The organism is Antarcticirhabdus aurantiaca, assembly GCF_009765365.1.
Lineage (GTDB): Bacteria > Pseudomonadota > Alphaproteobacteria > Rhizobiales > Rhizobiaceae > Antarcticirhabdus > Antarcticirhabdus aurantiaca.
In genome coordinates, this window is sequence record NZ_VTOM01000005.1 from 16,680 (window position 1) to 37,166 (window position 20,487).

Below are 20,487 nucleotides of genomic sequence, written 5' to 3' on the forward strand. Positions count from 1 at the left end.
TGCCGCTCAGTTGGTCGGGATCGCCGCGCCGTTGCCGAGGCTCCAGGCTTGGTTGGCCGAGTTCAGGCAGCTCCACTGCCAGACCTGCGCGCCCGACGCCGCCGAGATGCCCGCGACGTCCATGCACTTTCCGCTGAAGGCCGAGGCGAGCGCCGTTCCCGCCCCGGTCCTTCTGGGCGTCCAGACCTGCACGGCGTTGCCGTTGCAGGTCCACAGCCCGAGCTTGGCGCCGTCTGTCCGGCGCCCGTCGAGAAGGTCGACGCACTTGTTCGACTGGTTGTTGACCAGAAGGTAGCCGCCGTTCGCCTTCCGCCACGTCCAGCCCTGGATCGCCGCGCCGGGGCGGCAGGTCTCCTGGATCAGCTCCGCGCCGTCGGCGCTCGATCCGTTCTTCACCGACAAGCAGAGCTTGGAATGCACCGCGACGATCGGCGGCTGAGGCTCCGGCGCCGGCGGCTGGTCGCTTCCCGCCCCGCCCGCGCTCCAGGCCTGGTTGGCGGCGTTCAGGCAGTTCCACTGCCAGACCTGCGCGCCCGAGGCGGCCGAAAGGCCGGAGACGTCCATGCACTTGTTGGTCATCTTGGAGACGATCGCCGCCCCTGCGGGAGTGGCGCGGGCCGTCCAGACCTGGTTGTCGCCGCCATGGCAGCCCCACTGGACGAGGCGCGTGCCGTCGGCCGGGTTGAAGTCGAAGACGTCGACGCACTTCTTCGACTGGTTGTTGACCAGCATGTAGCCGCCATTGGCCGGCTGCCAGGCCCACGTCTGCACCGCCGCGCCGGCGCGGCAGGTTTCCTGCACGAGGTTGGCGCCGTCGGCGAGCGAGCCGTCCTTGACCGACAGGCAGAGCTTGGAATGGGCGGCAACGAGCGGCGCGGGCGCGGCCGGCGGCAACCCGGCGACCGCCGGATCGGTGGGCGTCGTCGGGGTGGTCGGTGTCGTCGGGGTCGTGGGCGTCGTGCTCCCGGCGCGGGCGACCTGGCAGGTCTTGATCGTGCCCGGCACTGGATCGCCGAAGACCGCGTTGGTACAGGCGATCTGCCCCGTCACGCTCCGGGGTGCGGTCCAGGCGCCCTCGACGCCGTAGCGCACCAAGGCGGGTCCCGCGGCAGGGGCGGGAACGGCGCAGGTGCCGTCCTCGTCGGCGCACTTCGCCCAGGCCAGGAGATCGGCCTGTTCGGTCTGCGCGGCGCCTGCCGGGGGCGCCTCGCCGTTGTCGCCGACGGGCGAGGGCACGCGCAGCATCTTGGCGACGGACGGCACGCCGCGGTCGTCCAGCGCGAACAGCATGTAGTAGCCGGGCGTCGCGTCGATCGGGTCCGCCGTCATCGAGACGCGGAAGACGCCGTTGCCACCGCTGAAGGGAAGCTCCAGGAAACGCTGGTCCATGTTGAGGCCGTGGGTCACGGCGCCGGTCTTCACAACCGTGAAGCGCGAGATCGGCCGCCCGCTCGTCGCCCGGACCTCGAAGGACTGGCCGAGGCGCACGATGCCGGGCTCGCTGGCGATCACCGGGCGCGCGGCCGGCCGGCCGTCGGGGCCGAAGAGGTAGGGCGGCGAGAAGACCTCGGCGCTCTTGCCGTAGACCGGCCCCGGCACGCCGCCGCCGCCGGCGAAGACGCGCCCGTCCGGCAGGAGCAGCGAGGCGGAATGATAGAGCCGCGGCGTCGCCGAACGGGCGAGCGTGCGCCACTGGCCCGTCGCCGGATTCCAGACCTCGGCATTGTAGGCGGCGGTCTCGGCGCGGTAGTTCCAGCCGTTGTTGCCCTCCGAGCCGCCGATCACCAGCACCTCACCGTTCGGCAGGACGCTGGCTGTCGGCCAGTGCCGGCCGAAGCGCATCGGCGCCGTGTCGGCGACGGCGTAGGGGCGGCGCGACAGGTCGATGGTCGAGGCGAGCTTCGAGCCAGCGGGCGCCTCGACGTCGGCGACGGGACCGCCGCCGCCGACCTGCAGCACCTTCTTGGGCGCGTACATCACGGCCGTCGAGGTCGCGCCCCAGTTCGGCCGGTTGAAGGTCTGGAAGTTGCCGATCGAGCCGTTGCCCTCGTAGCCCAGCTCGTAGATCACCTTGCCGGCGATCACGACGGCCTTGTTGCCGGCCACCGGCCACATGCGCGGGTAATACCAGCGCTCCTCGCCGCCGCCATTGTTGGCGCGCTGGACGAGCGTCGCCTGGAGCGTCCGCCAGCCCTGGCCGGGCGTGTAGATCTCGGCGACGTCGCTCGAATCGGTGTGGTTGGCATAGGCCGGGCCGCCGCCCTGCATGAGGATCCGCCCGTCGGGCAGCGTCGTCGTGGTGGCGTACCAGCGCGGATAGCGCGCGCGCTCGGCCGTCTCCAAGGTCTGGCTCTTCCAGGAGAAGCGGCCGGTCTTGAAGGTGTCGTCCTGGTTCACCGTCCCGCCGCCGACGATCATCAGCTGGCCGTTCCAGGCCTGGAGGACGGTCGCGGCGCAGAAGGAGTCCATGTTGACGACGTTGGGCTTCGTCACGTGTGCGTCGGAGCCGAGGCCCCGCCTCGGGTCCCAGACGTCGAAGTCGAAGCCGCCCTGCGCGCCTCCGGGCGTCGCGCCCATGGTCATCACCTTGCCGTCCGGCAGGACGGCGGCGTGGATCGCCACCATCGGCCAATCGACGGTGGGCGTCCATTGGCCCTCGACATTGGCCTGGGCGAGCGCGGGCGCCGCGCCGGCGCCGAGAAGCGCCGCCGCGAGCGCGGCTGCCAGTCCCGGCCGCCGGCGCAGCAGGCGCGGCGCGGAGGGTGCGGTATCGATCATGGGTATCCGTGTCCTCTTGCTGGTGGGAATTGGGGGCTGGGACCGTCAGGCCGGCGGCCCGGCCGGGTCGCTCGACGCTTCGGCCGCGGCGGCGAGGTGGCCGGCGATGCGGCGGGACACCTCGCGATAGTCCATCTCGTAGGGGAACCGCTCGACGACGCGCCCGCCGGGCCCGAGCAGCAGAACCGAGGTCGTATGGTCGACCGTGTAGTCGCGGCTCGCCTCGATGTTGCGCACCACGACGACCTGATAGGCCCAGGCGAGGCGGTCGATGACCTCCAGCGTGCCGGACACGGTGACGAAGTTCCCGCCGAGCGGCGCGATATAGGCCGACATCACGGCCGGCGTGTCGCGGACGGGATCGAGGGTGACGAAGACCGGCGTGATCCGGGCGCGCGCGGCCGGGTCGAGACGATCGATCGCCGCCTTCATCTCGAAGAGCGAGGTCGGGCAGATCTCCGGGCAGTGCGTGTAGCCGAAGTAGACGAGGCTGAAATCGCTGCCGGTCGCCGCGAGGTCGAAGGGCCGGCCGGCACCGTCGACGGTTCCGAGGGGAGCGACGGGGGCCGAGGCGGGCACGGCCACGGGATCCGCCGCGGCAGGGGCGGCGGCCGACAGGACGGCGGCGAACAGGGCCGCGAGCAGGGTTGGCAATCGTGTCATCGGGCACCCGGTCGATTGGCGGTCGCCACCTGGATACCGAGCCGGCTATGAAGCAACCCTTGCTGCGCCACCTACCTTTGCGTGTAATGGTTGCCGATCGGATAAGCTGATCCCGGTCGGCATCGGCTCGGACGCGCGGCGTGACGGCGGAGGAGAGCCGAGCCCGCCCGCCCCGATCCTCGACGGATCGATCCGGTCAGGCGACGGCCGGCGCCGCGGGAACCCGCGCCCAGTGCCGTGCAGCCCCGCCCATCAGGAGGCTCGCCAGCGCGAAGGCGCAGAGCACCAGGGCGCACCAAAGGGCCATGACCTCCCAGAACGCGATGCGCCCGTTCAGTTCGCGCAGGATGCCGAGCAGAAAGGCTGCGACCCAGGACGCACCGGACAGCGAGCCGCAGACGAGGGCGGCACGTCTCGCGCGCGGGGCGAGATCGGAAAACATCGGGCGCGACAGGTCGGTCAAGGTCATCGGCAGGATCGCCCTGTGCAGCGCGACGCCGTTGAGGGTGAGGACGCAGACGATGCCGATCTTGCCGTAGAGCTTGGCGTTGGCGAGCTTGGCCGGATCGGTCGCGGCGTAGAGGATCAGGAAGCCGAGCCCCGAGATCCAGAGCAGGGCGAGCCCCGCCACCACGGCGCCGCCCAGAACGTGGAACAACGAGCCGATCTCCGGCGGCACCCGGCCCTGCACCATCCAGCGCAGGATCCAGGCGTCGAGCACGAGGGCGCTGCCGAAGCCGACGGACAGGCCGATCAGATGGATCACGAGAAGCGCGTTGCGGGCCGTCAGCGGCGCGACGTACCAGGAGTTGTCCGCCGGCACCACGGATATCGGCGCAAGGCTCGCCACGGCGCTGGCGAAATCCGGCATGACCGAGAGGCGCAGGCCGTCCGTCGCCATCTCCCCCATCGCGGCCGGCGGCGACAGGAGGCAGAGGCACAGGCAGGCGAGAAGCGTGGATGCGATCCCCGGAACGCCCGCGAAGGCCCGCGAGGGCACGGCTGATGCTGGGAGGGTCATGACCTTCCGTCGAGGCTGGGCGAGGCCGGGTTGCGGGGCCTACATCCTTTACGCGAAACGCTTCGTCCGGGTTAATCGCGCCTCGCGAGCACCACCGGAGGCTGTCTAGCGCAAGGCGTCGACCGAGCGCAGGCGCCGCTCCTCCCCGAGCCGGCGCAGAACCACGGCACCGGGCTCGATCGCCGCGACCGTCCAGTCCCCGACAAGGCTTCCCTCCTCCTGCCAGACGCCCCCTGCGCCCTCGAACATGGCCTTGCGACGTCCGTCGCCGACGAGGACACCGGCGAGAACCGGCGCGCTCGCCGGGACCGCCGCCGCGGCCTGCCCGGCCGGCTCGAGCGCCGGCGGGACCGGCAGCAGCTCGCTCCCCGCCGCGGGGCGGCGGGCGGGGTCGAAGGGCACGGCGGCGAGAAAGCGGCTCGGCTCGCCCGTCGTCGCCGGGCGGGGGGCGAGCGGCGCATCGGGCGCCGGGCTCGGCCCCGCGTCTAGCGGCGCGAGGGCGGCCGAGGCGGCGAGGGCCGAAGCGAGAAGGAAGACGAGCGCGGCGAGGCGCTCGGCCGGCGCCATCGCCCGCCGACCAGGGCGCGCATCCTCCTGCGGCTCGGCCACGCTCACGGCGCCACCGCGCGGATCGGCGGCACGAGGGACAGTTCCGCGCTGCCGGCGAGAAGCGCGGGCTCGGCGCTCTTCGGATCGCTGACGAGGGCGGTGCTGAAGCTGTCGACGCGCACGAAGGGCGGCTTCGTTTCCAGTTCGCGCACGAAGGCGTAGAAGCCGGCCGGCGTCGAAGTGAACTGAACCATCACGCGGACGGGCAGGCCCGGCACGGTCTCCCCCTCATCCAGCGGCTGGTTGGCGGCGAGCGTCAGGCCGCCCGGCGGCACGGCGCGGGCGACGCGCGCCGAGAGCGCGGCGAGCGCGCCGTGCCTGTCGGCGGCGAGGAGGACAGGCGGATCCGGCCGGGCGGCGAGCGCGGCAACCGCCGCCCGTCGCGCGTCGAGGCGGGCGATCCGGTCGAGCACTCGGCGCTCCTCGGCCACCGCCTCGCGTTTCGCCTGCCAGTCCGAAACGGGGCCGGTAACGAGCGGAGCGAACAGGACGAGCGCCAGCCCGAGAAGCAGGAGCGCGGCGAGGCGGCGCGCCAGCGGGCGCTCCAGCAAGGGCAAGGCCGCCATCACCGCGCATCCTCCGCGCCGTTCGTGGCCGGAGCGCCGGGCGGCGCGAGCGTCACGGACAGCGCGAGAACCGCCCCGTCGCCGCTCCCGACCGGTTCCACCGCGGCAAAGAGCGGCTCGGCCCTCAGGGCCGCCGCGGCGTTCCCGCGGCCGGGGCCGGCCACGGACACGGACAGAATGCCGTCCGACAGCGAGACGGCGCTGACGAAGGCGCCGGCCGGAAGGCGCGTCGCCACCACGTCGAGGAGGCGGGTGGCGCCCGGGGCCCGCGCGGTCTCGTCCAGGAAGTCCGCCGCCGCCGAAGCGGACAGGGCGGCGGGCGAGGGGCGCGGATAGCTCGCCCGCGTTTCGGCCATGGCCTCCAGCGTTTCGGCCTGCCGGCCGGAAGCGATGAAAAGCGCGGCGACGAGCAGGAGAACGCCGAGCCCGTGCATCAGCTTGGCCGCGAGCGGCAGGCCGGCGAGACAGGCGGCGACGCCGAAGGGGCGCCCGGCCAGAAGGTCCACTGGCACCGGCCGCCGCTCCGCCTCGCCGACCGTGATGCGGGACAGAACGAGCCCGGCTCGAGCCAGCGCCGTCTCGACCGCCGCGATGCGCGGGCGCAGGAGCACGACCTGCCGCAGGATGAGCTGCCGCTTCGCCCGGTCCTCCGTTTCGACGTACCAGTCGCAGAGGATGTCCTCCGGCGGATCGGGCAGGAGCGCCTCGATCTCGTGGCGCAGGAGGGCGCCGGCATGGGGCAACGCGCGGGCCGGGATCGCGACGTGGCGCAGGAGGCATAGGCTCGCCGGCACCGAGAGCCGCACCGAGCGGTCGCGGCCGGCTTGCTCCGCGAGCGCCGCGAGGCTCGCCGCGAACGCCTCGCCCGCCGGATCGGCGAGGTCGCGGCCCCGCTCGGCTCGGTGCGCGAGGGCGCGCCCGTCGGGCAGGAGCACGCAGTCGAACGCGGCGGGCCGCGCGAAGCCCGCCCGCGCCTTCAATCGCGCTGGCACCATGTCGGCGAGTTCCCCGAGCCACCAGGCGAAGCCCGCCTGCGCGAGCTCGGCGAGGCTCCGCCGCTCCGTGTCCGCCGCTTCCGCTCCGCCCGCCGCCACGCTCGTGCCCTTCCCGTTCCGGTGGTGCCATTGTCGCGGAGGAGTGCTTGACCCTTTGTTAAGCACGATCGCCGAACCTCGCGCCGAGCGGGAGAACCGAGCGGCGGCACATGCGGGTCTGGGCTTCGAAACGGCGACCGAAGGCTGTGGTCGAGGACCGGCGCGGGGGTGCGCTACGCGCCGACGCGCGCCTCGACGCCGCAACCTTTCTCGACCATCTGCGCGCGAGCGGGGCGATCGAGCCCCACGCCGCCGAGCGCGCCCGCGCCGGGCTGGAGGCGGCGGGCTCGCTGCCGGTGGTTCTGACCGAGCTCGGCCTCCTGTCCGAGGCCGATCTCGTCGTCGCCCTGTCCGACTGGACCGGCCTTCCCCCAGCCGAGCCCGGCGAGCGGCTGGCGGAGCCGGTGCTCGCTCGGGCGCTGCCGCGCGATTACTGCCGGCGCTGCCGCGTGCTGCCGCTGGAAGCGGGCGATGCGCCCCGCGTGGCGCTGGCCGATCCGTTCCGCGAGAGCCTGCGCGAAAGCCTGCTCTACAGTCTCGGCCCCGCCGCCCGCCTGTGCGTGATCGGCCCGAACGCCTTCGACGCGGCCTTCCGCGCCCTCTACGGCGACGAGGACGGCGGCGAGGCCGAAGGTGAGGCGGAGGAGTTCGGCGGCGGCGACACCGAGCGGCTGGAGGACGCGGCGCGCCAGGCGCCGATCATCCGCCTCGCCGGCGCGCTCCTGCGCACGGCCTTCGAGCTCGGCGCCTCGGACATCCACGTCGAGCCGGGCGAGACCGAACTCGCCGTGCGGTACCGCGTCGACGGGGTGCTCGTGCGACCCGAGACCTATCCGAAGGCGGTGCATACCGGCCTCGTCACCCGCATCAAGATCCTCGCCGGGCTCAACATCGCCGAGCGCCGCCTGCCGCAGGACGGGCGCATGACGAGCGTCGACCGCGGGCGCGAGGTGGACGTGCGCGTGTCCGTGCTGCCCACCGCCAACGGCGAGGCGCTGGTGCTCCGCCTCCTCGGCCAGGGGCAGGGCGGGCGCGAGGCCGGCTCGATCACGGCGCTGGGCTTTCCCGCCGTCCTGGGGCCCCGGGTGGAGCGCATGGCCGAGCGGCCGAACGGCATCGTCCTCGTCACCGGCCCGACCGGCTCGGGCAAGACGACGACGCTCTACACCCTGATCGCGCGCCTCGACGACGGGCGGCGCAAGATCGTCACCGTGGAGGACCCGGTCGAATACCGCATGCCCGGCATCGCCCAGGTCCAGACCCATGCGGGCATCGGCCTCGACTTCACGGCGGCCTTGCGCTCGATCCTGCGCCAGGACCCGGACGTCGTGATGATCGGCGAGATCCGCGACGGCGAGACCGCGCGCATCGCCGTCCAGGCGGCCCTGACCGGCCATCTCGTGCTCTCGACGCTCCACACCAACTCGGCCGCCGCCGCCGTCACGCGCCTCTCGGACATGGGCGTCGAGCCCTATCTCCTCGCCGCGACCCTCAACGGCATCCTCGCCGAGCGCCTCGTGCGCCTGCTCTGCCCGGACTGCCGGCGCATGTCCCCCGCGACCCCGGCCGAGCGGCGTCTCCTGGAGCGGCGGCGGCCGGCGCTGAAGGGCGCCCCGACGCTGACCCTCGCCCATCCCGCCGGCTGCCCCGCCTGCAGCGGCACCGGCTATCGCGGCCGGGCGGTGATCGCGGAAGGCATCGACGTCGACGAGGCCTTCCGGACACGCATCTCGGCGCGCGACGGCGAGGCCGCGCTGGAAGCGCAGGCGCGCGCGAGCGGCCTCGGCACCCTCGCCGATCACGGGATCGACCGCGTGCTGGCGCTGCAGACCAGCCTGTCCGAGGTCCTGCGCCACGTCGATCTGCGCGCCCCGCCGGACGAGACGCGGCTGGACGCGGCGAGCGGGGCGGCGGCGTGAGCCGGCCCGCGCCCGCCCCCGCCGCCACGCGCTTCCGCTTCGAGGCGATCGACGCGAGCGGGCGCCGCCGCTCGGGGCACGTCGAGGCGGCGAGCCGCACTGAAGCCGCGGCGCGGGCGGGCGCGAACGGCGCCCGGCTCCTGACGCTCGAAGCCGTGCCTGCCGCGGAGCCCTTCTGGCGGCGCGACCTCTTCGGCACGGGGGGCACGCGCATCAGGGGCGCCGACCGGCTGGCCCTGGTCAAGGACCTGTCGACGCTGCTCGGCGCCGAGCTTACCGTCGACCGGGCGCTGCGCCTCGCCCATCGCCAGGCACCGAAGAGCCTCAAGGCGCCGCTCGCCGCCGTGCTCGCCGACGTCCTCGCCGGCCGCCCGTTCTCGCGAGCGCTCGCCGCCCATCCCGCCGCCTTTCCCGCGGAGATGGTCGAGATGGCGGCGGCGGGCGAGGCGACGGGTTCGCTCGGCCGGGTCCTCGCCGACTACGCCGTTTCGCTGGAGCGGCGCGAGGCGGTGCGGCGCACCGTTGTTTCGGCGCTGATCTATCCGGCCCTCCTGTTCGTCATGGCGGGCGGCATCGTCGGGCTCGTGGTCGGCGTCCTGGTCCCCTCGCTCTCGCCGCTCTTCGACCAGCCGGGCGTCGAGAAGCCGGCCGTGATCCGGCTCGTCGAGGGCGTGCAAGGCGTCCTTGCGACCCACTGGCCGCTCGTCCTCGGAACGCTCGGCGCCGGCGTCGCGATCCTCGCCGCGCTCTGGCGTCGGCCGGGCTTTTTGGCCTTTCGCGAGCGGCTGCTCCTGACGAGCCCGCTCCTCGGCCCCGTTCTCGTCGGCGTCGAGGCGGCGCGGCTCGCGCGCGTCCTCGGCACGCTTCTCGCCGCCGAGGTGCCGGTGCCCGCCGCCCTCGCGGTGGCGCGCCGCATCCCCAAGACCCGCGCCTTCCGCGATGCCCTGGCCGAGGCCGCCCGGCGCGTGCCGGAAGGCGCGCGGCTCGCCGCCGCCCTGTCGCGCCTCGGTCCCTTGTCGCCGCTGACGCTCCAGATGATCGCGACCGGCGAGGAGGTGAACCGCCTGCCGCAGATGCTGCTCCACGCCGCGCACCTCCACGAGGAGGCCGTCGAGACGCGCATCGGCCGGCTCTTCGCGGTGATGACGCCGGCGATCACCGGCATCCTCGGCCTCGTGATCGGCGCGCTGATCCTGTCGATCATGAGCGCGATCCTGTCCGTCAACGACCTCGCGGTTCGATGAGCGCGCCAAGCGAAGCGGGTGAGGCGGGCTTCACGCTGGCGGAGATGCTGGTGGTGCTCGCGCTCGTGTCCCTGGCGGCGACGGCGGGCGCCTTGTCGATGGCCGAGGGGCGGCCCGGCCGCCTCGTCGCCGCGACGACGGACGCGGTCGCGGCCGAGCTCGCCCGCACCCGGATCGACGCCATCCGCACGGGCCGCCTCGCCCGCCTCGTCTTCGAGCCGGGCGCCGTCCGGCGCGAGGGGGCGGCGCCCGTCGCGCTTCCCGAAGGCGTGACGCTCGACCTCGTCACGGCCCGCGAGGCCGCGGGCATGCCGGGCGGCGCGGCCGTCGCCTTTCTGCCGGACGGGCGCTCGACCGGCGGGCGGATCGAGATCGCCGCGGGCGCGGTGCGCCGCACCGTGATGGTCGACTGGCTGACCGGCGCGGTGCGGGAGGCCCGTCCGTGACGCGCGCCGCCGAAGCGCGGGAGGGACCCGAGGCGGACGACGGCGAGGCGGGCTTCGCCCTCGTCGAGGTCCTCGTCGCCTTCGCCATCCTCGCCCTCGTCAGCCTCGCCATGCTGCGCGCCTTCGCCGACACCACGGGGATGATCGCGCAGGGCGCGGGGCGGGAAGCGCGGCTCGACCTCGCCCGCTCGCTCCTGGAGGAGTTCCGCGCGCGCGGGGCCCTCGACGCGGGGCTGACGCGCGGCGAGGCCGAGGGGATCGCCTGGGCGGTCGAGGTCGGAGCCGTGGCCGGCGCCGGCGTGCCTACGCCGGAGGGCGCCGCGCGGCTCCTGCGCCTCGCCGTCGCCGTCGCCCCCGCGCCGGACAGGCCGGCCGATCCCGCCGCCCCGCTCCTCGTCACCCTCGTTCTGGCCCGGGAGGGGGCGCCGTGAGCGCGCCCGTCAAGGCCGCGGCGGAAGACGGGGAGGCCGGCACCACGCTCGTTGAACTCCTCGTGGCGATGGCGCTCCTGTCGCTCGTCGCGCTGTTCATCGGGGAGGGCATCCATGCGATCCGGCGCATGGCGCCCGTCGCTGCCCGCCTTGCCGGCGCGGACGAGGTGGCGGCAGTGCGCCAGCATCTCAACGCCGTGATCGGCGAGGCGGTGGCGAGCCTGCCCCTCGGCGCCGTCGCGCGCCTCGACGGCACCGGAGCGGCGGTCCGCTTCGTGGCGCCGGCCGATCCGCTGCTGGAGGCCGGCGGCCTGTCGCAGATCACGCTCTCGGCCGAGCCCGGTCCCGGCGGCCGGCTCGCCCTCGTCGAGCGTCGCGCCGTCGCGCGCGCGGGCGCGAGCCCGGTCGGCGAGCCGGTGGTGCTCCTCGACGGCATCGCGGGGCTGCGCCTTGCCTATCGCGGGGCAGCGCATGCCGGCTGGTCCGACACGTGGGACGGAACGGGCGGAACCCTGCCGGCGCTCCTGCAGATCCAAATGGATCTGCCGCCCGGCGACCCGCGCCGCTTCGCGCCGCTTCTCGTCCATCCGCTCGCCGCGCCGGCGCCGTCCGACGGGTCGGCGGGCTGATCGTTGGCCGGCGTAAGGTCCATTCCAAGCTAGAGGCCTAAGCCGAAGGACAACCTCGGCGGGGGCAGGGCGGCTCGGCGCGCCGATCTCTCCTCCAAGCGGAAGGCATCGGCATGGCGGACAGGCAGGCAAGAAGGACGCAGAGCGCCAGGAGACGGGAGCGCGGCTTCTCCCTGTCCCTGGCGCTCTGCGTCCTTCTGTCCGGCTGCGCCAGCGAGGGCGGCGGGCGCTCCGGGCTGGAGGCGACGCGCTCGCTCGGCCATCCCCGGGGGCCCTTCGCGGGCGCGCCGGCCATGCCGTCGGCATACGGCGCGCCCTCGCGCTCGCTGCCGGGCGAGGTGCGTCTTGCCACCGGCGCGCCGGTGATGCGCGGGCCGCTGTATCGCGACAACGGCCAGACGGTGACGCTCGACCTCGTCGACGTGCCGCTGGCGGTCGCCGCCAGCACCATCTTCACGGAAATCCTGCGCGCCAACTACGTCATCGCCGACGAGGCGCAGGGCACTGTGACCCTTCAGACCGCCCGTCCCGTGTCCAAGCAGGCGCTCGTCGACAGCTTCCAGTCGGTTCTCGCCACGAAGGGCCTCGCCATCGTCAAGGTCGGCGAGGTCTACCGCATCGCGGCCTCGCAGGATCCCATGACGACGGGCAGCCTGTCCTTCGCCTCGCGCGGCAGCGTCCAGGTCGGCAAGGGCGCGCGCATCGTGCCGCTCGTGTCCATCTCGGCCGCCGAGATGGAGCGCATCCTCGCGCCGATCGCGCCAGCCGGCGTCATCCGCGCCGACCGCACCCGGAACATCCTGGTCCTGTCGGGCACGGCCGAGGAGATCCGCTCCATGGAGGAAGCGGTGCAGCTCTTCGACACCGATTGGATGCGCGGCATGTCGGCGGCGATCTACCCGCTTTCGGGCGGCGGCGACCCCGGCGCCATCGCCAAGCAGCTGGAGGAGCTGTTCGGCGGCGCCAACGGCCCGATGGAAGGGGCGATGCGCTTCCTGCCGAGCCGCGAACTCGGCGCGATCCTCGTGATCTCCGCCAACCCGCGCTACATCGAGCGGGCCCGATCCTACATCCTCAAGCTCGACCAGGTGGCGGCGGCGAACGCGCCTCAGACCTTCGTCTACCGCGTGGAGAACCGGCCGGCCAAGGAGCTGGCGGCGATCGTCCAGGGCATGGTCTCGGGGGTTCAAGGGGCGGACGGCGTCGCCGGTGGCCTGACGCCGCTTCGCAGCGCGATCGGCCTTGGCGACGGAAACGCGAACGGCGAGGACGCCGATCCGGCGGCCGGCTCGGCCGGCGTCTCGACGCTGTCGGGCGGGCCGGTCAGCGTCGTCGCCGACGAACCCAACAACGCCCTCATCATCGTGGCCACGAAGGCGCAGTACGACCGCATCCTGCCGGTGCTGACGTCCTCCGACCGCATGGCCAACCAGGTGCTGGTCGAGGCGGTGATCGCGGAGGTGACGCTGAACGACCAGCTGCGCTTCGGTCTGCGCTGGTTCTTCGAGAGCTCGAACGGCAAGGCCAGGCTGACGGACGCCGCCTCCGGAACCATCGCAACCGTCGCGCCCGGCTTCTCCTACTTCTTCTCCAACGTGAACTTCCAGGTGGCGCTGAACGCCCTGTCCTCGATCACCAAGGTCAAGGTCATCTCCTCGCCGACGCTGACCGTGCTCGACAACCGCACGGCCCGCCTCCAGATCGGCGACCAGGTGCCGGTGGTGACGCAGACCGCCACCTCGACGCAGGGCTCGGCCGACGCGCCCATCGTCAACCGGATCGAGATGAAGGACACGGGCGTCATCCTGTCGGTGACGCCGCGGGTGAACTCGAACGGCAACGTCCTCCTCAACATCGAGCAGGAGGTGAGCGACGTGGTGCGCACCACGAGCTCGGGCATCGACTCGCCGACCATCCGCCAGCGCAAGATCGCGACCACCGTCGTGGTCGAGGACGGGCAGTCGATCGCGCTCGGCGGCCTCGTCCAGGAAAAGCGCGAGCGCGGCACCGAAGCGGTTCCCGTGCTCGGCCAGCTCCCGGTGCTCGGCCCGGCCTTCCGCAACCGCACCGACGCCGTGGTGCGCACCGAGCTCGTGATCTTCATCCGCCCGCGCGTCATGCGCAACGGCTCGGAGGCGCAGGCCGTGACCCGCGAGTTCCGCCAGGGCCTGTCGCGCCTCGGCCTCGACATGAGCCGCGGCGAGACTCCCGTCCAGCGCATCGCGCGCTGAGCGGCGGCCGGCAGCGCGCGAGGGGCGCCGTGGAGGGGAGCGGGCCGCGGCAGGGATCCGAAATGCCGGATGAGGCGGGCGGCGAGGCCGGCTTTGTTCTCGTCGCGGTGCTCGCCGTCGTCGTCCTCTTCGTCGCGGTCTCCGCGAGCTTCGCCGTGAAGGCACGGCTGCATCTCCTGCAGGCGGCGAACCGCCAGGATGCCGCCCGCCTCCAGGCCGTCGTCGACGGCGCCGCCCTGTTCGCCGCCGACGCCCTGCGCCCGGCGGCGACGACCGGCGCCACGGGCGGACAGGTGCTCGACGGCGCCGGTCCCGCCATGGCCGTCACCACCGCCGAGGCTCCGCCGCGCCCACCGCCGCCCGCGCTGCCGCTGCCCGTCGACGGTACGCCGGTCGACTGCCCGGTCGGTGCCGGCGCGCGCCTCGTGGTGTCGGTGTCCGACCAGGGCGGGCTCGTCGACCTCAACGGCGCGCCCGCCGCCATGCTCGCCGCCATCTTTGCCGCCGCCGGGCTCGACGGCCTCGCCGCCGGCCGGCTCGCCGAGGAGATCGTCGACTTCCGCGATCCCGACGACGCGCCGACGGGAACGGGTATCGGCGAGGCTGCGGCCTATGCGGCCCGTGGGCTCGCCTGGGGACCGCGAAACGCGCCCTTCGCCGATGTCGAGGAGATCGGCCAGCTTCCCTCGGCCGCCGAGGCTTGGCGGGTGCGCGCGCTCCTCACCGTCAACAATCCGCGCGCGGCGGTCGACCTGACCGCGATGAACAGGCGTGCGCGCGCGCTCCTGCCGGCCGAGGCGGACGGGGAGCCCTCGCTCTCGCGCTGGCTGGCGCAGAGCCCGCGCCTCGACTTCGCCGTCGAGACGCAACTGTTCCGCGCCGACGGGAGCCTCGGCGCCGGGCGGCGGGCGCTCGTCAGCTTCCGCGACGGCGCCGGCGGTGCGGTTCGCGTGCTGCGCTGGTCGCGACTGCCCCCGCTCGGTGACGAGGTCACGACCGGCGCGACAGGAGACGCGGGCGAGGGCTTCTGCGCCGCCTTGTCGGCCGCGCTCGGCGAGGTTCAGGCGAAGTAGGCGGCGTCGAGAACGAGGACGACGGCGAGGCCGAGGGCGAGGTGCGGCCCGAAGCGCAGCCGCGTCGCCCGGCCGACCGGCCGCCCGGCGACGCGCAGAACCGCGACCTGCAGGAGAGCCGCGACGCAGGCAAGGAGAAGCGCCAGGAACAGGCCCGACAGGCCGAGCCAGAGCGTTCCGGCGGCCAGCAGCTTCACGTCGCCGAGCCCGAGCCCGACCGTGCCGCGCCGTCGCCGGTGCAGCGCGCGCAGGGCGAGGAGCAGCCCGCCGACGAGCCCCGCGTCGAGGAGCCGGGAGGCCAGAAGCGGTACGCCCCCCGGCAGGACCGCGGCGAGAAGGCCGAGCGCGGCGATCGCCGCGTTGCAGGCGTTCGGGATGATCCCGCGCTGCGCGTCCGAAAGCGCCGCCCACAGGAGGAGGCACAGGAAAAGCGCGAGAAGCAGCGGCGGGGTCGCGGGGCCGTCCGGACCGAGCGAGGCGCCGTACTCCATGATCCCTCCTCAACCGCAACCCGGGCGTGGGGCGCTTTACCAGATCGCAAGCGCGCAGCGGTAGCGTCGTGGCCACAGACGTTCACGCGCCGCCGCGCCTCGTGCCCGCAGGCGGCTGGGTGCGCGGGCACCGGAGGTTCAACCATGACGGGATACGCGACGAACGGGGCCGCGACGGGGGCGAGCAAGGCGCCCGGCCGCGCTTCGGAAGGCGAGACCGAGGCTGGATTCACGCTCGTCGAACTTCTCGTGGTTCTCGCGATCATCGCCCTGGTCGCGACCCTCGTCGGCCCGCGCGTCCTCGGCTATGTCGGCGCGGCCAAGGCGGACACCGCCTCGGTCCAGGTCCGCAACATTTCCAGCGCCCTCGAGCTCTACTTCCTCGATACGGGCAGCTATCCCGACCCGGTGGCGGGCCTCTCCGCCCTCGTGGAGAACCGCGGCGCGCCGAACTGGAACGGGCCCTATCTCAAGAACGCCTCGGGCCTCGCCGATCCCTGGGGCCGCGCCTATGCCTACGAGAGCACGGGCGTGACCTATCGCGTGACCTCGCTCGGCCGCGACGGCCAGCCGGGCGGCGAGGGCGAAGACGCGGACATCGCCTCCGCCAACTGACGGCGCCGGGCATCATCGAGAGGATTATCGGCGGCGGCGCTCGGCCTTGTGCGGCGCATCGCCGAAGGTCTCCAAGCGGGAACGAGATCCTTCGGGGCGTCGTTCGCGGCCACATGGCGAATGAACCAAGCTCCGTGGGCGACATCTTCGACGCGATCGACGAGGCGGCGAACGAGACGTCCGAAGTCTCCCTTGAGGACCTGACGGAAAGCTTCGGAAACCGAAGCTACGGCCCGTTTCTCCTCGTGCCGGCTCTCATCGAGATGTCGCCCATCGGCGGCGTGCCCGGCGTGCCCACCGTCCTGGCGCTGATCATCGGCCTCTTCGCGGTGCAGATCGTCGCCGGGCGCGGGACGCTCTGGCTCCCCGGCTTCCTCCGGCGGGCGTCCGTCTCCTCCGACAGGATGCGCGGCGCGACCTCGAAGATGCGGCCCGTGGCGAGGTGGATGGACCGCTGGTTCCACGGCCGCTTGAAGGCGCTGGTCACGCCCGTCTCGATGAAGGTCGCGGCGCTCGCCTGCATCGTGCTCGCCGCGACGGTTCCGTTCCTGGAGCTCATCCCCTTCGCCAGCACCGCGCCGATGGTCGCGGTCGCGGCGTTCGGCCTGGCGATCCTGGTGCGCGACGGCCTCCTGATGGGAGCCGCCTATCTGCTCACGATCGGCGCCTTCGCGGTCGGGATCGGCATCCTCGCGGGCGGCGGGGGCTGACGATTGCTCGCGGACGCGCGCCCCGGCCCGTCTACCAGCCGCGGCCGATGCCGACGCCGAGCCCGATGCCGACGCCGCGGCCGTAGAACCCGTCGCCGTAGAGGCTGGCCCGCCGGTCGGCCTGGCGGTTGAGGTCGATCCGCTGCAGGCATTCCGCGAAGGCCGAGGTGCCCGGGCGGAAGCCGTAGCCGCGGCAGGTGCGCTCGTCCATGGCGCGCAGCTCCTGCGGAGACAGGGTCGCGCAGCCCGACGCCAGGAGAGCGAGGATCGAGACGAGGACGAGTTTGCCGGACATGGTGGATCTCGGTCGTGCGGGACGGGAGGTGACGACCACCAACGCTTCGGCGGCCGGCTCGGGTTCCGCGACGGCGCGAGGCCGGGGCCGGCTCGCCCGGTCGAAGCGCCGGCTCCCGGCCGCGCGGATCACGAACCGCCCGACGCTCTCCGTCGAGCCTCCCACGGTCAAGACGTCGTTGCCGGGTGGCGGCGGACATAGCCGCACGACACGGCGCCGGCCAGGCGGTCGACCTCGCGTTCGAGCCAGGCGTTTCGCAGGAGCAGTTCCCAGACGGCCTCGCGCATGTCGCCCCCGCAGGCCGCCGCGGCGGCCTCGACGCTGGCCTCGAAGTCGGCGTTGGTGGACGCGCGCGGGCTCGGGCAGGTGGGGGCGGATGACATGATCGAGGCTCCTGATTCGGGTGTCCGGATCATGCCACGCGAAGCTTACGCGTTCATGTCTTGTTCTTGTCATTTCGACGACGGCGGGTCGCAGGGCCGCGAATGCGCGGCCACGCCGGCGAGCCCGAAAAGCTGAACGGAACCTGAACCGGCCGGTTCAGGAGGGCGACGGGGGCCGCCCGCTAGAACGACGTCATCACCGACCAACAGGAGACGGAGATGACCATCAGCAACGACCCGTCCGGCACGCCCGCGACGGAGCCGGACGCGGCCCGGCGCGGCCTCCTCCACCCGGCGCGCCGCCGCCGCACCGCCACCGCCGCCCTTACCGGCGCGGCGCTTCTCGCGATCGGGGCGGGAGCCGGCGCGGCCGGCTGGAGCGCCCTCCAACCCGAGCCCGCCACCTTCGATCCGGCTCTGGGCGCCACCCCGGTCGCTCAGCTGAACGAGGGCGAGCGGGTCGAACTCCAGGGACGGGTCGCCGAAATCTTCGGCAACAAGTTCGTCCTGGAAGACGCCACCGGCCGCGCCCTGGTCGAGACCGGGCGCCGCGGCGAAGGCGGACAGCTGGTCGCGGCCGGCGAGACCGTCACCGTGCAGGGACGCTTCGAGAAGGGGTCCCTGCGCGCCGGCTCGCTCCAGCGCGCCGACGGCGCCGTCGAGGAGCTGCGACCGGCCCCGCCGCCGCGTCCCCCGCACGAGCGGCCCTGATCCCTTTTCTTCCCATTGATCGACCCCCGCGCGCCCGGCGCGCTTTCAAGGAGACCGACCATGAAGACCCTCGTTATCGCCGCCTCGATGTTCTCGCTGCTCGCGGGCGCCGCCTTCGCGCAGGATTCGGCCGCCGCTCCGCCGCCCCCGCCCGCTGCGGCCGGCGCCGCCGATCCCGGCATGGCCCCGCCGCCGCCCGAAGGCCCGCGCGGCGGCCCGAAGGGTGGCGAGCGCGGTGATCGCGGCGAGCGCGGCGGACCGGGCCCGCGGGCGGACCGCGACGGCCCGCCGCCCCCGCCGCCCTCCAAGGCAGGGCATATCCGGGTCGATCTCGGCGAAGGCCGCGGCATCGACGTGAAGTGCCCGGACGACGAGCCGATGAAGGCCTGTGCCGACCTCGCGAGCGCGCTTCTCGACCGCGTCGCGCCGCGCGGTTGAGCCTCCCGCCTCCCGCCGTCGGGACGCAAGCCTAGATAGATGATCCCGGCCGGCCGCGTGCTTCGCGGCCGGCCATCCCGTTCGTTTCGGATCGTGTCGCCCATGCGCGTGCTTCTTGTCGAAGACGATCGTGTCCTGTCGGAGGGCATCGCCCGTCACCTCCGCCAGGAGAACTTCGCCGTCGACGTGGCGCGCGACGGCGAGGACGCCGCCCATCTCGGCGAAACCGAGCTCTACGACGCCGCCGTTCTCGACCTCGGCCTGCCCAAGCGCGACGGCGTTTCGGTGCTGAAGGGCTGGCGTGCCGCCGGGCGCCGGCTGCCCGTCCTCATCCTCACCGCGCGCGACGGCTGGTCGGACAAGGTCGAGGGCTTCAAGGCCGGCGCCGACGACTACCTGACCAAGCCCTTCCGCATCGAGGAGGTGGTGATGCGCCTGCGCGCGCTGGTGCGGCGCGCCTCCGGCCATGCCGAGGCGCGGATCCGCTGCGGGCCGCTCGCCTTCGACGCGCAGCTCGGCACCTTCGAGCTCGACGGCTTGCCCTTGAAGCTGACGGCCTTCGAGTGGCGCGTCCTGTCCGCCCTTGCCCTCCGGCACGGCGCCGTCGTGGAACGCGCCGAACTGATCGAGCGGGTCTACGAGATGAACGCCGACGTCGATTCCAATTCGATCGAGGTGATCGTCGGCCGGCTCCGGCGCAAGATCGGCGCCGCCATGATCGAGACGGTGCGCGGGCGGGGCTATCGCTTGGCGGCGGACGGCGCGGAATGAGGCTTCTGCCGCGCTCCTTGTTCGGGCGCATGCTGGGGCTCGCGGCGCTGACGACGCTCGCCGCCCTCGTCTTCGCGGCCCTCGCGATCGGGCAGGTGCTGGAGCGCTTCGTGGTCGACGGCCTCGACCGCCGGCTCGACGCGCAGATCACCGTTCTCGCCCGCGCCCTGCGCCCGGACGGCTCGCTCGACCCGGCGCGCGCCTTCGACCTTCCCGACTTCGCCGATCCGGACGCCGGCTGGCGCTGGCTGGTCGACGCGCCGGACGGCCGGCGCTGGGAGAGCGGCGAGGGGCTCGACCTCCCGCCGCCCGATGCCCGCCGCCGGCCGCCCGGACGCCGCCGCGAGGGCGCGCCCGAGCCGCGCCCCGGCGAGGGAACCGACGCCTCCGGGCAGCCGCTCCATTATCGCGAGCTCGTCCTGCCCCGGCCCGGCGGCGCGACGCGGATCGTCGCGGCGGCGCCGCGCGAGGTCGTGGAAGGCCCGTTGCGCGAGGCGGCGATGCCGCTTCTCCTGTCGCTGGCGCTTCTGGGCGCCGCTTTGGCGGGGGCGGCCTATCTCCAGCTTCGCCTCGGCCTCAGGCCCCTCGGCGCGCTGCGCGAGGCCGTGGCGGGCGTGCGGGCCGGCGGATTGCGCCACGTTCCCGCCGATCAGCCCTCCGAGATTCGGCCCCTGGCGGAGGAGCTGAACGCCCTGATCGATCAGAACGAGGCGGGCCTCGCCAATGCGCGCCGCCACGTCGCCAACCTCGCCCACGGCCTGAAGACGCCGCTCGCCGCGCTGCAGCTCCGGCTCGCCGAGCCCGGCCGCGACGCCGACGGGAGCCTGGCCGCGGGCTTGTCCGACATCGACCGGCGGATCCGCCACCACCTCGCCCGCGCCCGCGCGGCGCATCTGGGCGAGGCGACGGGTCGGCGGACCGCCCTGCGCCCGGCGCTGAGCGATCTCGTCGCCGTCATGACCAAGATCCATGCCGAACGCGCCGTCCAGGCCGACCTCGGAATTCCCGAGGACATCGAGGTCGCCGTCGAGGCGCAGGACCTCGACGAGCTCTTCGGCAACATCCTCGACAACGCCTTCCGACACGCCCGCTCGCGCGTCGCGGTGACGGCGTCGCGCATCGACCGGCTCGTCCGGGTGACGGTGGAGGACGATGGTCCGGGCCTCACCGGCGCGCAGCAGGCCCTCACGCTCCTGCCCGGCCAGCGGCTCGACGAGGCCGGCGACGGCCACGGCTTCGGCCTGCCGATCGCGCAGGAGATCGCCGAGATGAACGGCGGCGGGCTCGCGCTTTCCACCGCCGCGTCCGGCGGCCTCGCGGTGTCGATCCACCTGCCGCTCGCCAGGGGCTGATCCGAGGGGCGCGAGCG

At 73.7% G+C, this 20,487-nt stretch carries 22 protein-coding genes; 13 read left to right on the forward strand and 9 right to left on the reverse strand.

Annotated elements, in window-relative coordinates; translation table 11 throughout:
- Window positions 1-6 precede the first annotated feature (6 nt).
- The 6 genes from FZN60_RS07135 to FZN60_RS07160 form a co-directional block, all read right to left on the reverse strand.
- The gene (locus FZN60_RS07135) at window positions 7-2,778 is read right to left on the reverse strand and encodes an RICIN domain-containing protein (protein ID WP_158872587.1); all 2,772 of its coding nucleotides are present in this window, start codon (window positions 2,776-2,778) and stop codon (window positions 7-9) included.
- 45 nt (window positions 2,779-2,823) lie between these two features.
- The gene (locus FZN60_RS07140; RefSeq protein ID WP_158872589.1) at window positions 2,824-3,432 is read right to left on the reverse strand and encodes an SCO family protein; all 609 of its coding nucleotides are present in this window, start codon (window positions 3,430-3,432) and stop codon (window positions 2,824-2,826) included.
- A 205-nt stretch (window positions 3,433-3,637) separates the two neighbouring features.
- Window positions 3,638-4,462 (reverse strand): hypothetical protein, encoded by an 825-nt coding sequence (locus tag FZN60_RS07145; protein ID WP_158872591.1) that lies wholly within the window; start codon window positions 4,460-4,462, stop codon window positions 3,638-3,640.
- Between the two features lie 105 nt (window positions 4,463-4,567).
- Entirely contained in the window at window positions 4,568-5,077 is a 510-nt protein-coding gene (locus FZN60_RS07150; protein WP_158872593.1) for a hypothetical protein, read from the reverse strand.
- The gene (gene gspM, locus FZN60_RS07155) at window positions 5,074-5,637 is read right to left on the reverse strand and encodes a type II secretion system protein GspM (RefSeq protein WP_158872595.1); all 564 of its coding nucleotides are present in this window, start codon (window positions 5,635-5,637) and stop codon (window positions 5,074-5,076) included. The genes FZN60_RS07150 and gspM overlap by 4 nt, the downstream gene beginning before the upstream one ends.
- Complete coding sequence (locus tag FZN60_RS07160) at window positions 5,637-6,731, reverse strand: hypothetical protein (protein ID WP_158872597.1); 1,095 nt, start codon at window positions 6,729-6,731, stop codon at window positions 5,637-5,639. The genes gspM and FZN60_RS07160 overlap by 1 nt, the downstream gene beginning before the upstream one ends.
- 110 nt (window positions 6,732-6,841) lie before the next feature.
- Here FZN60_RS07160 and FZN60_RS07165 point away from each other — a divergent pair, with 110 nt between their 5' ends.
- The 7 genes from FZN60_RS07165 to FZN60_RS07195 all read left to right on the forward strand — a co-directional run bounded on the left by FZN60_RS07165 (window position 6,842) and on the right by FZN60_RS07195 (window position 14,704).
- A complete protein-coding gene (locus FZN60_RS07165) occupies window positions 6,842-8,650 on the forward strand; it encodes a GspE/PulE family protein (RefSeq protein ID WP_158872599.1) in 1,809 nt (602 codons plus the stop codon).
- The gene (locus FZN60_RS07170; RefSeq protein ID WP_158872601.1) at window positions 8,647-9,894 is read left to right on the forward strand and encodes a type II secretion system F family protein; all 1,248 of its coding nucleotides are present in this window, start codon (window positions 8,647-8,649) and stop codon (window positions 9,892-9,894) included. The genes FZN60_RS07165 and FZN60_RS07170 overlap by 4 nt, the downstream gene beginning before the upstream one ends.
- Window positions 9,891-10,340, forward strand: coding sequence for a prepilin-type N-terminal cleavage/methylation domain-containing protein (locus FZN60_RS07175; RefSeq protein WP_158872603.1), 450 nt, complete (start codon window positions 9,891-9,893; stop codon window positions 10,338-10,340). The genes FZN60_RS07170 and FZN60_RS07175 overlap by 4 nt, the downstream gene beginning before the upstream one ends.
- A complete protein-coding gene (locus FZN60_RS07180) occupies window positions 10,337-10,771 on the forward strand; it encodes a type IV pilus modification PilV family protein (RefSeq protein ID WP_158872605.1) in 435 nt (144 codons plus the stop codon). The genes FZN60_RS07175 and FZN60_RS07180 overlap by 4 nt, the downstream gene beginning before the upstream one ends.
- Window positions 10,768-11,400 (forward strand): hypothetical protein, encoded by a 633-nt coding sequence (locus FZN60_RS07185; RefSeq protein ID WP_158872607.1) that lies wholly within the window; start codon window positions 10,768-10,770, stop codon window positions 11,398-11,400. The genes FZN60_RS07180 and FZN60_RS07185 overlap by 4 nt, the downstream gene beginning before the upstream one ends.
- A gap of 113 nt (window positions 11,401-11,513) precedes the next feature.
- A complete protein-coding gene (gene gspD, locus FZN60_RS07190) occupies window positions 11,514-13,631 on the forward strand; it encodes a type II secretion system secretin GspD (protein ID WP_158872609.1) in 2,118 nt (705 codons plus the stop codon).
- Window positions 13,632-13,693: 62 nt separating this feature from the next.
- On the forward strand, window positions 13,694-14,704 hold the full coding sequence (locus tag FZN60_RS07195) for a type II secretion system protein GspK (protein WP_158872611.1): 1,011 nt from the start codon (window positions 13,694-13,696) through the stop codon (window positions 14,702-14,704).
- Here FZN60_RS07195 and FZN60_RS07200 read toward each other — a convergent pair.
- Complete coding sequence (locus tag FZN60_RS07200; RefSeq protein WP_158872613.1) at window positions 14,692-15,195, reverse strand: prepilin peptidase; 504 nt, start codon at window positions 15,193-15,195, stop codon at window positions 14,692-14,694. The genes FZN60_RS07195 and FZN60_RS07200 overlap by 13 nt on opposite strands.
- A 144-nt stretch (window positions 15,196-15,339) precedes the next feature.
- Here FZN60_RS07200 and gspG point away from each other — a divergent pair, with 144 nt between their 5' ends.
- Complete coding sequence (gene gspG / locus FZN60_RS07205) at window positions 15,340-15,810, forward strand: type II secretion system major pseudopilin GspG (protein WP_158872615.1); 471 nt, start codon at window positions 15,340-15,342, stop codon at window positions 15,808-15,810.
- Between the two features lie 134 nt (window positions 15,811-15,944).
- Window positions 15,945-16,520, forward strand: a complete 576-nt coding sequence (locus FZN60_RS07210; protein WP_199266511.1) for an exopolysaccharide biosynthesis protein — start codon at window positions 15,945-15,947, stop codon at window positions 16,518-16,520.
- 31 nt (window positions 16,521-16,551) lie between these two features.
- Here the strand turns inward: FZN60_RS07210 and FZN60_RS07215 are convergent, their stop codons facing one another.
- Together FZN60_RS07215 and FZN60_RS07220 are read right to left on the reverse strand one after the other, a co-directional pair.
- Window positions 16,552-16,815, reverse strand: a complete 264-nt coding sequence (locus FZN60_RS07215) for a hypothetical protein (RefSeq protein ID WP_158872619.1) — start codon at window positions 16,813-16,815, stop codon at window positions 16,552-16,554.
- Between the two features lie 167 nt (window positions 16,816-16,982).
- Complete coding sequence (locus FZN60_RS07220; RefSeq protein ID WP_158872621.1) at window positions 16,983-17,198, reverse strand: hypothetical protein; 216 nt, start codon at window positions 17,196-17,198, stop codon at window positions 16,983-16,985.
- 219 nt (window positions 17,199-17,417) lie between these two features.
- On the opposite strand from FZN60_RS07220, the gene FZN60_RS07225 reads away from it, so the two are divergent.
- The 4 genes from FZN60_RS07225 (at window position 17,418) to FZN60_RS07240 (ending at window position 20,470) form a co-directional block, all read left to right on the forward strand.
- Complete coding sequence (locus tag FZN60_RS07225) at window positions 17,418-17,909, forward strand: hypothetical protein (protein WP_246726630.1); 492 nt, start codon at window positions 17,418-17,420, stop codon at window positions 17,907-17,909.
- Window positions 17,910-17,969: 60 nt separating this feature from the next.
- Entirely contained in the window at window positions 17,970-18,347 is a 378-nt protein-coding gene (locus tag FZN60_RS07230; protein ID WP_158872623.1) for a hypothetical protein, read from the forward strand.
- Between the two features lie 102 nt (window positions 18,348-18,449).
- Window positions 18,450-19,118 carry a response regulator gene (locus FZN60_RS07235; protein WP_158872625.1) on the forward strand — a complete coding sequence of 223 codons (669 nt, stop codon included), beginning with the start codon at window positions 18,450-18,452 and terminating at the stop codon, window positions 19,116-19,118.
- Window positions 19,115-20,470, forward strand: coding sequence for a sensor histidine kinase (locus FZN60_RS07240; protein ID WP_158872627.1), 1,356 nt, complete (start codon window positions 19,115-19,117; stop codon window positions 20,468-20,470). Before FZN60_RS07235 ends, FZN60_RS07240 begins: the two co-directional genes overlap by 4 nt.
- Window positions 20,471-20,487: the final 17 nt, after the last annotated feature.

Excerpts from the sequence above, each read along its gene's own strand:
- FZN60_RS07135 (WP_158872587.1), bottom strand. The coding sequence starts at position 2,778 with ATGATCGATACCGCACCCTCCGCGCCGCGCCTGCTGCGCCGGCGGCCG.
- FZN60_RS07145 (WP_158872591.1), bottom strand. The coding sequence starts at position 4,462 with ATGACCCTCCCAGCATCAGCCGTGCCCTCGCGGGCCTTCGCGGGCGTT.
- gspM (WP_158872595.1), bottom strand. The coding sequence starts at position 5,637 with ATGGCGGCCTTGCCCTTGCTGGAGCGCCCGCTGGCGCGCCGCCTCGCC.
- FZN60_RS07165 (WP_158872599.1), top strand. The coding sequence starts at position 6,842 with ATGCGGGTCTGGGCTTCGAAACGGCGACCGAAGGCTGTGGTCGAGGAC.
- FZN60_RS07175 (WP_158872603.1), top strand. The coding sequence starts at position 9,891 with ATGAGCGCGCCAAGCGAAGCGGGTGAGGCGGGCTTCACGCTGGCGGAG.
- gspD (WP_158872609.1), top strand. The coding sequence starts at position 11,514 with ATGGCGGACAGGCAGGCAAGAAGGACGCAGAGCGCCAGGAGACGGGAG.
- FZN60_RS07195 (WP_158872611.1), top strand. The coding sequence starts at position 13,694 with ATGCCGGATGAGGCGGGCGGCGAGGCCGGCTTTGTTCTCGTCGCGGTG.
- FZN60_RS07200 (WP_158872613.1), bottom strand. The coding sequence starts at position 15,195 with ATGGAGTACGGCGCCTCGCTCGGTCCGGACGGCCCCGCGACCCCGCCG.
- gspG (WP_158872615.1), top strand. The coding sequence starts at position 15,340 with ATGACGGGATACGCGACGAACGGGGCCGCGACGGGGGCGAGCAAGGCG.
- FZN60_RS07215 (WP_158872619.1), bottom strand. The coding sequence starts at position 16,815 with ATGTCCGGCAAACTCGTCCTCGTCTCGATCCTCGCTCTCCTGGCGTCG.
- FZN60_RS07220 (WP_158872621.1), bottom strand. The coding sequence starts at position 17,198 with ATGTCATCCGCCCCCACCTGCCCGAGCCCGCGCGCGTCCACCAACGCC.
- FZN60_RS07225 (WP_246726630.1), top strand. The coding sequence starts at position 17,418 with ATGACCATCAGCAACGACCCGTCCGGCACGCCCGCGACGGAGCCGGAC.
- FZN60_RS07230 (WP_158872623.1), top strand. The coding sequence starts at position 17,970 with ATGAAGACCCTCGTTATCGCCGCCTCGATGTTCTCGCTGCTCGCGGGC.
- FZN60_RS07235 (WP_158872625.1), top strand. The coding sequence starts at position 18,450 with ATGCGCGTGCTTCTTGTCGAAGACGATCGTGTCCTGTCGGAGGGCATC.
- FZN60_RS07240 (WP_158872627.1), top strand. The coding sequence starts at position 19,115 with ATGAGGCTTCTGCCGCGCTCCTTGTTCGGGCGCATGCTGGGGCTCGCG.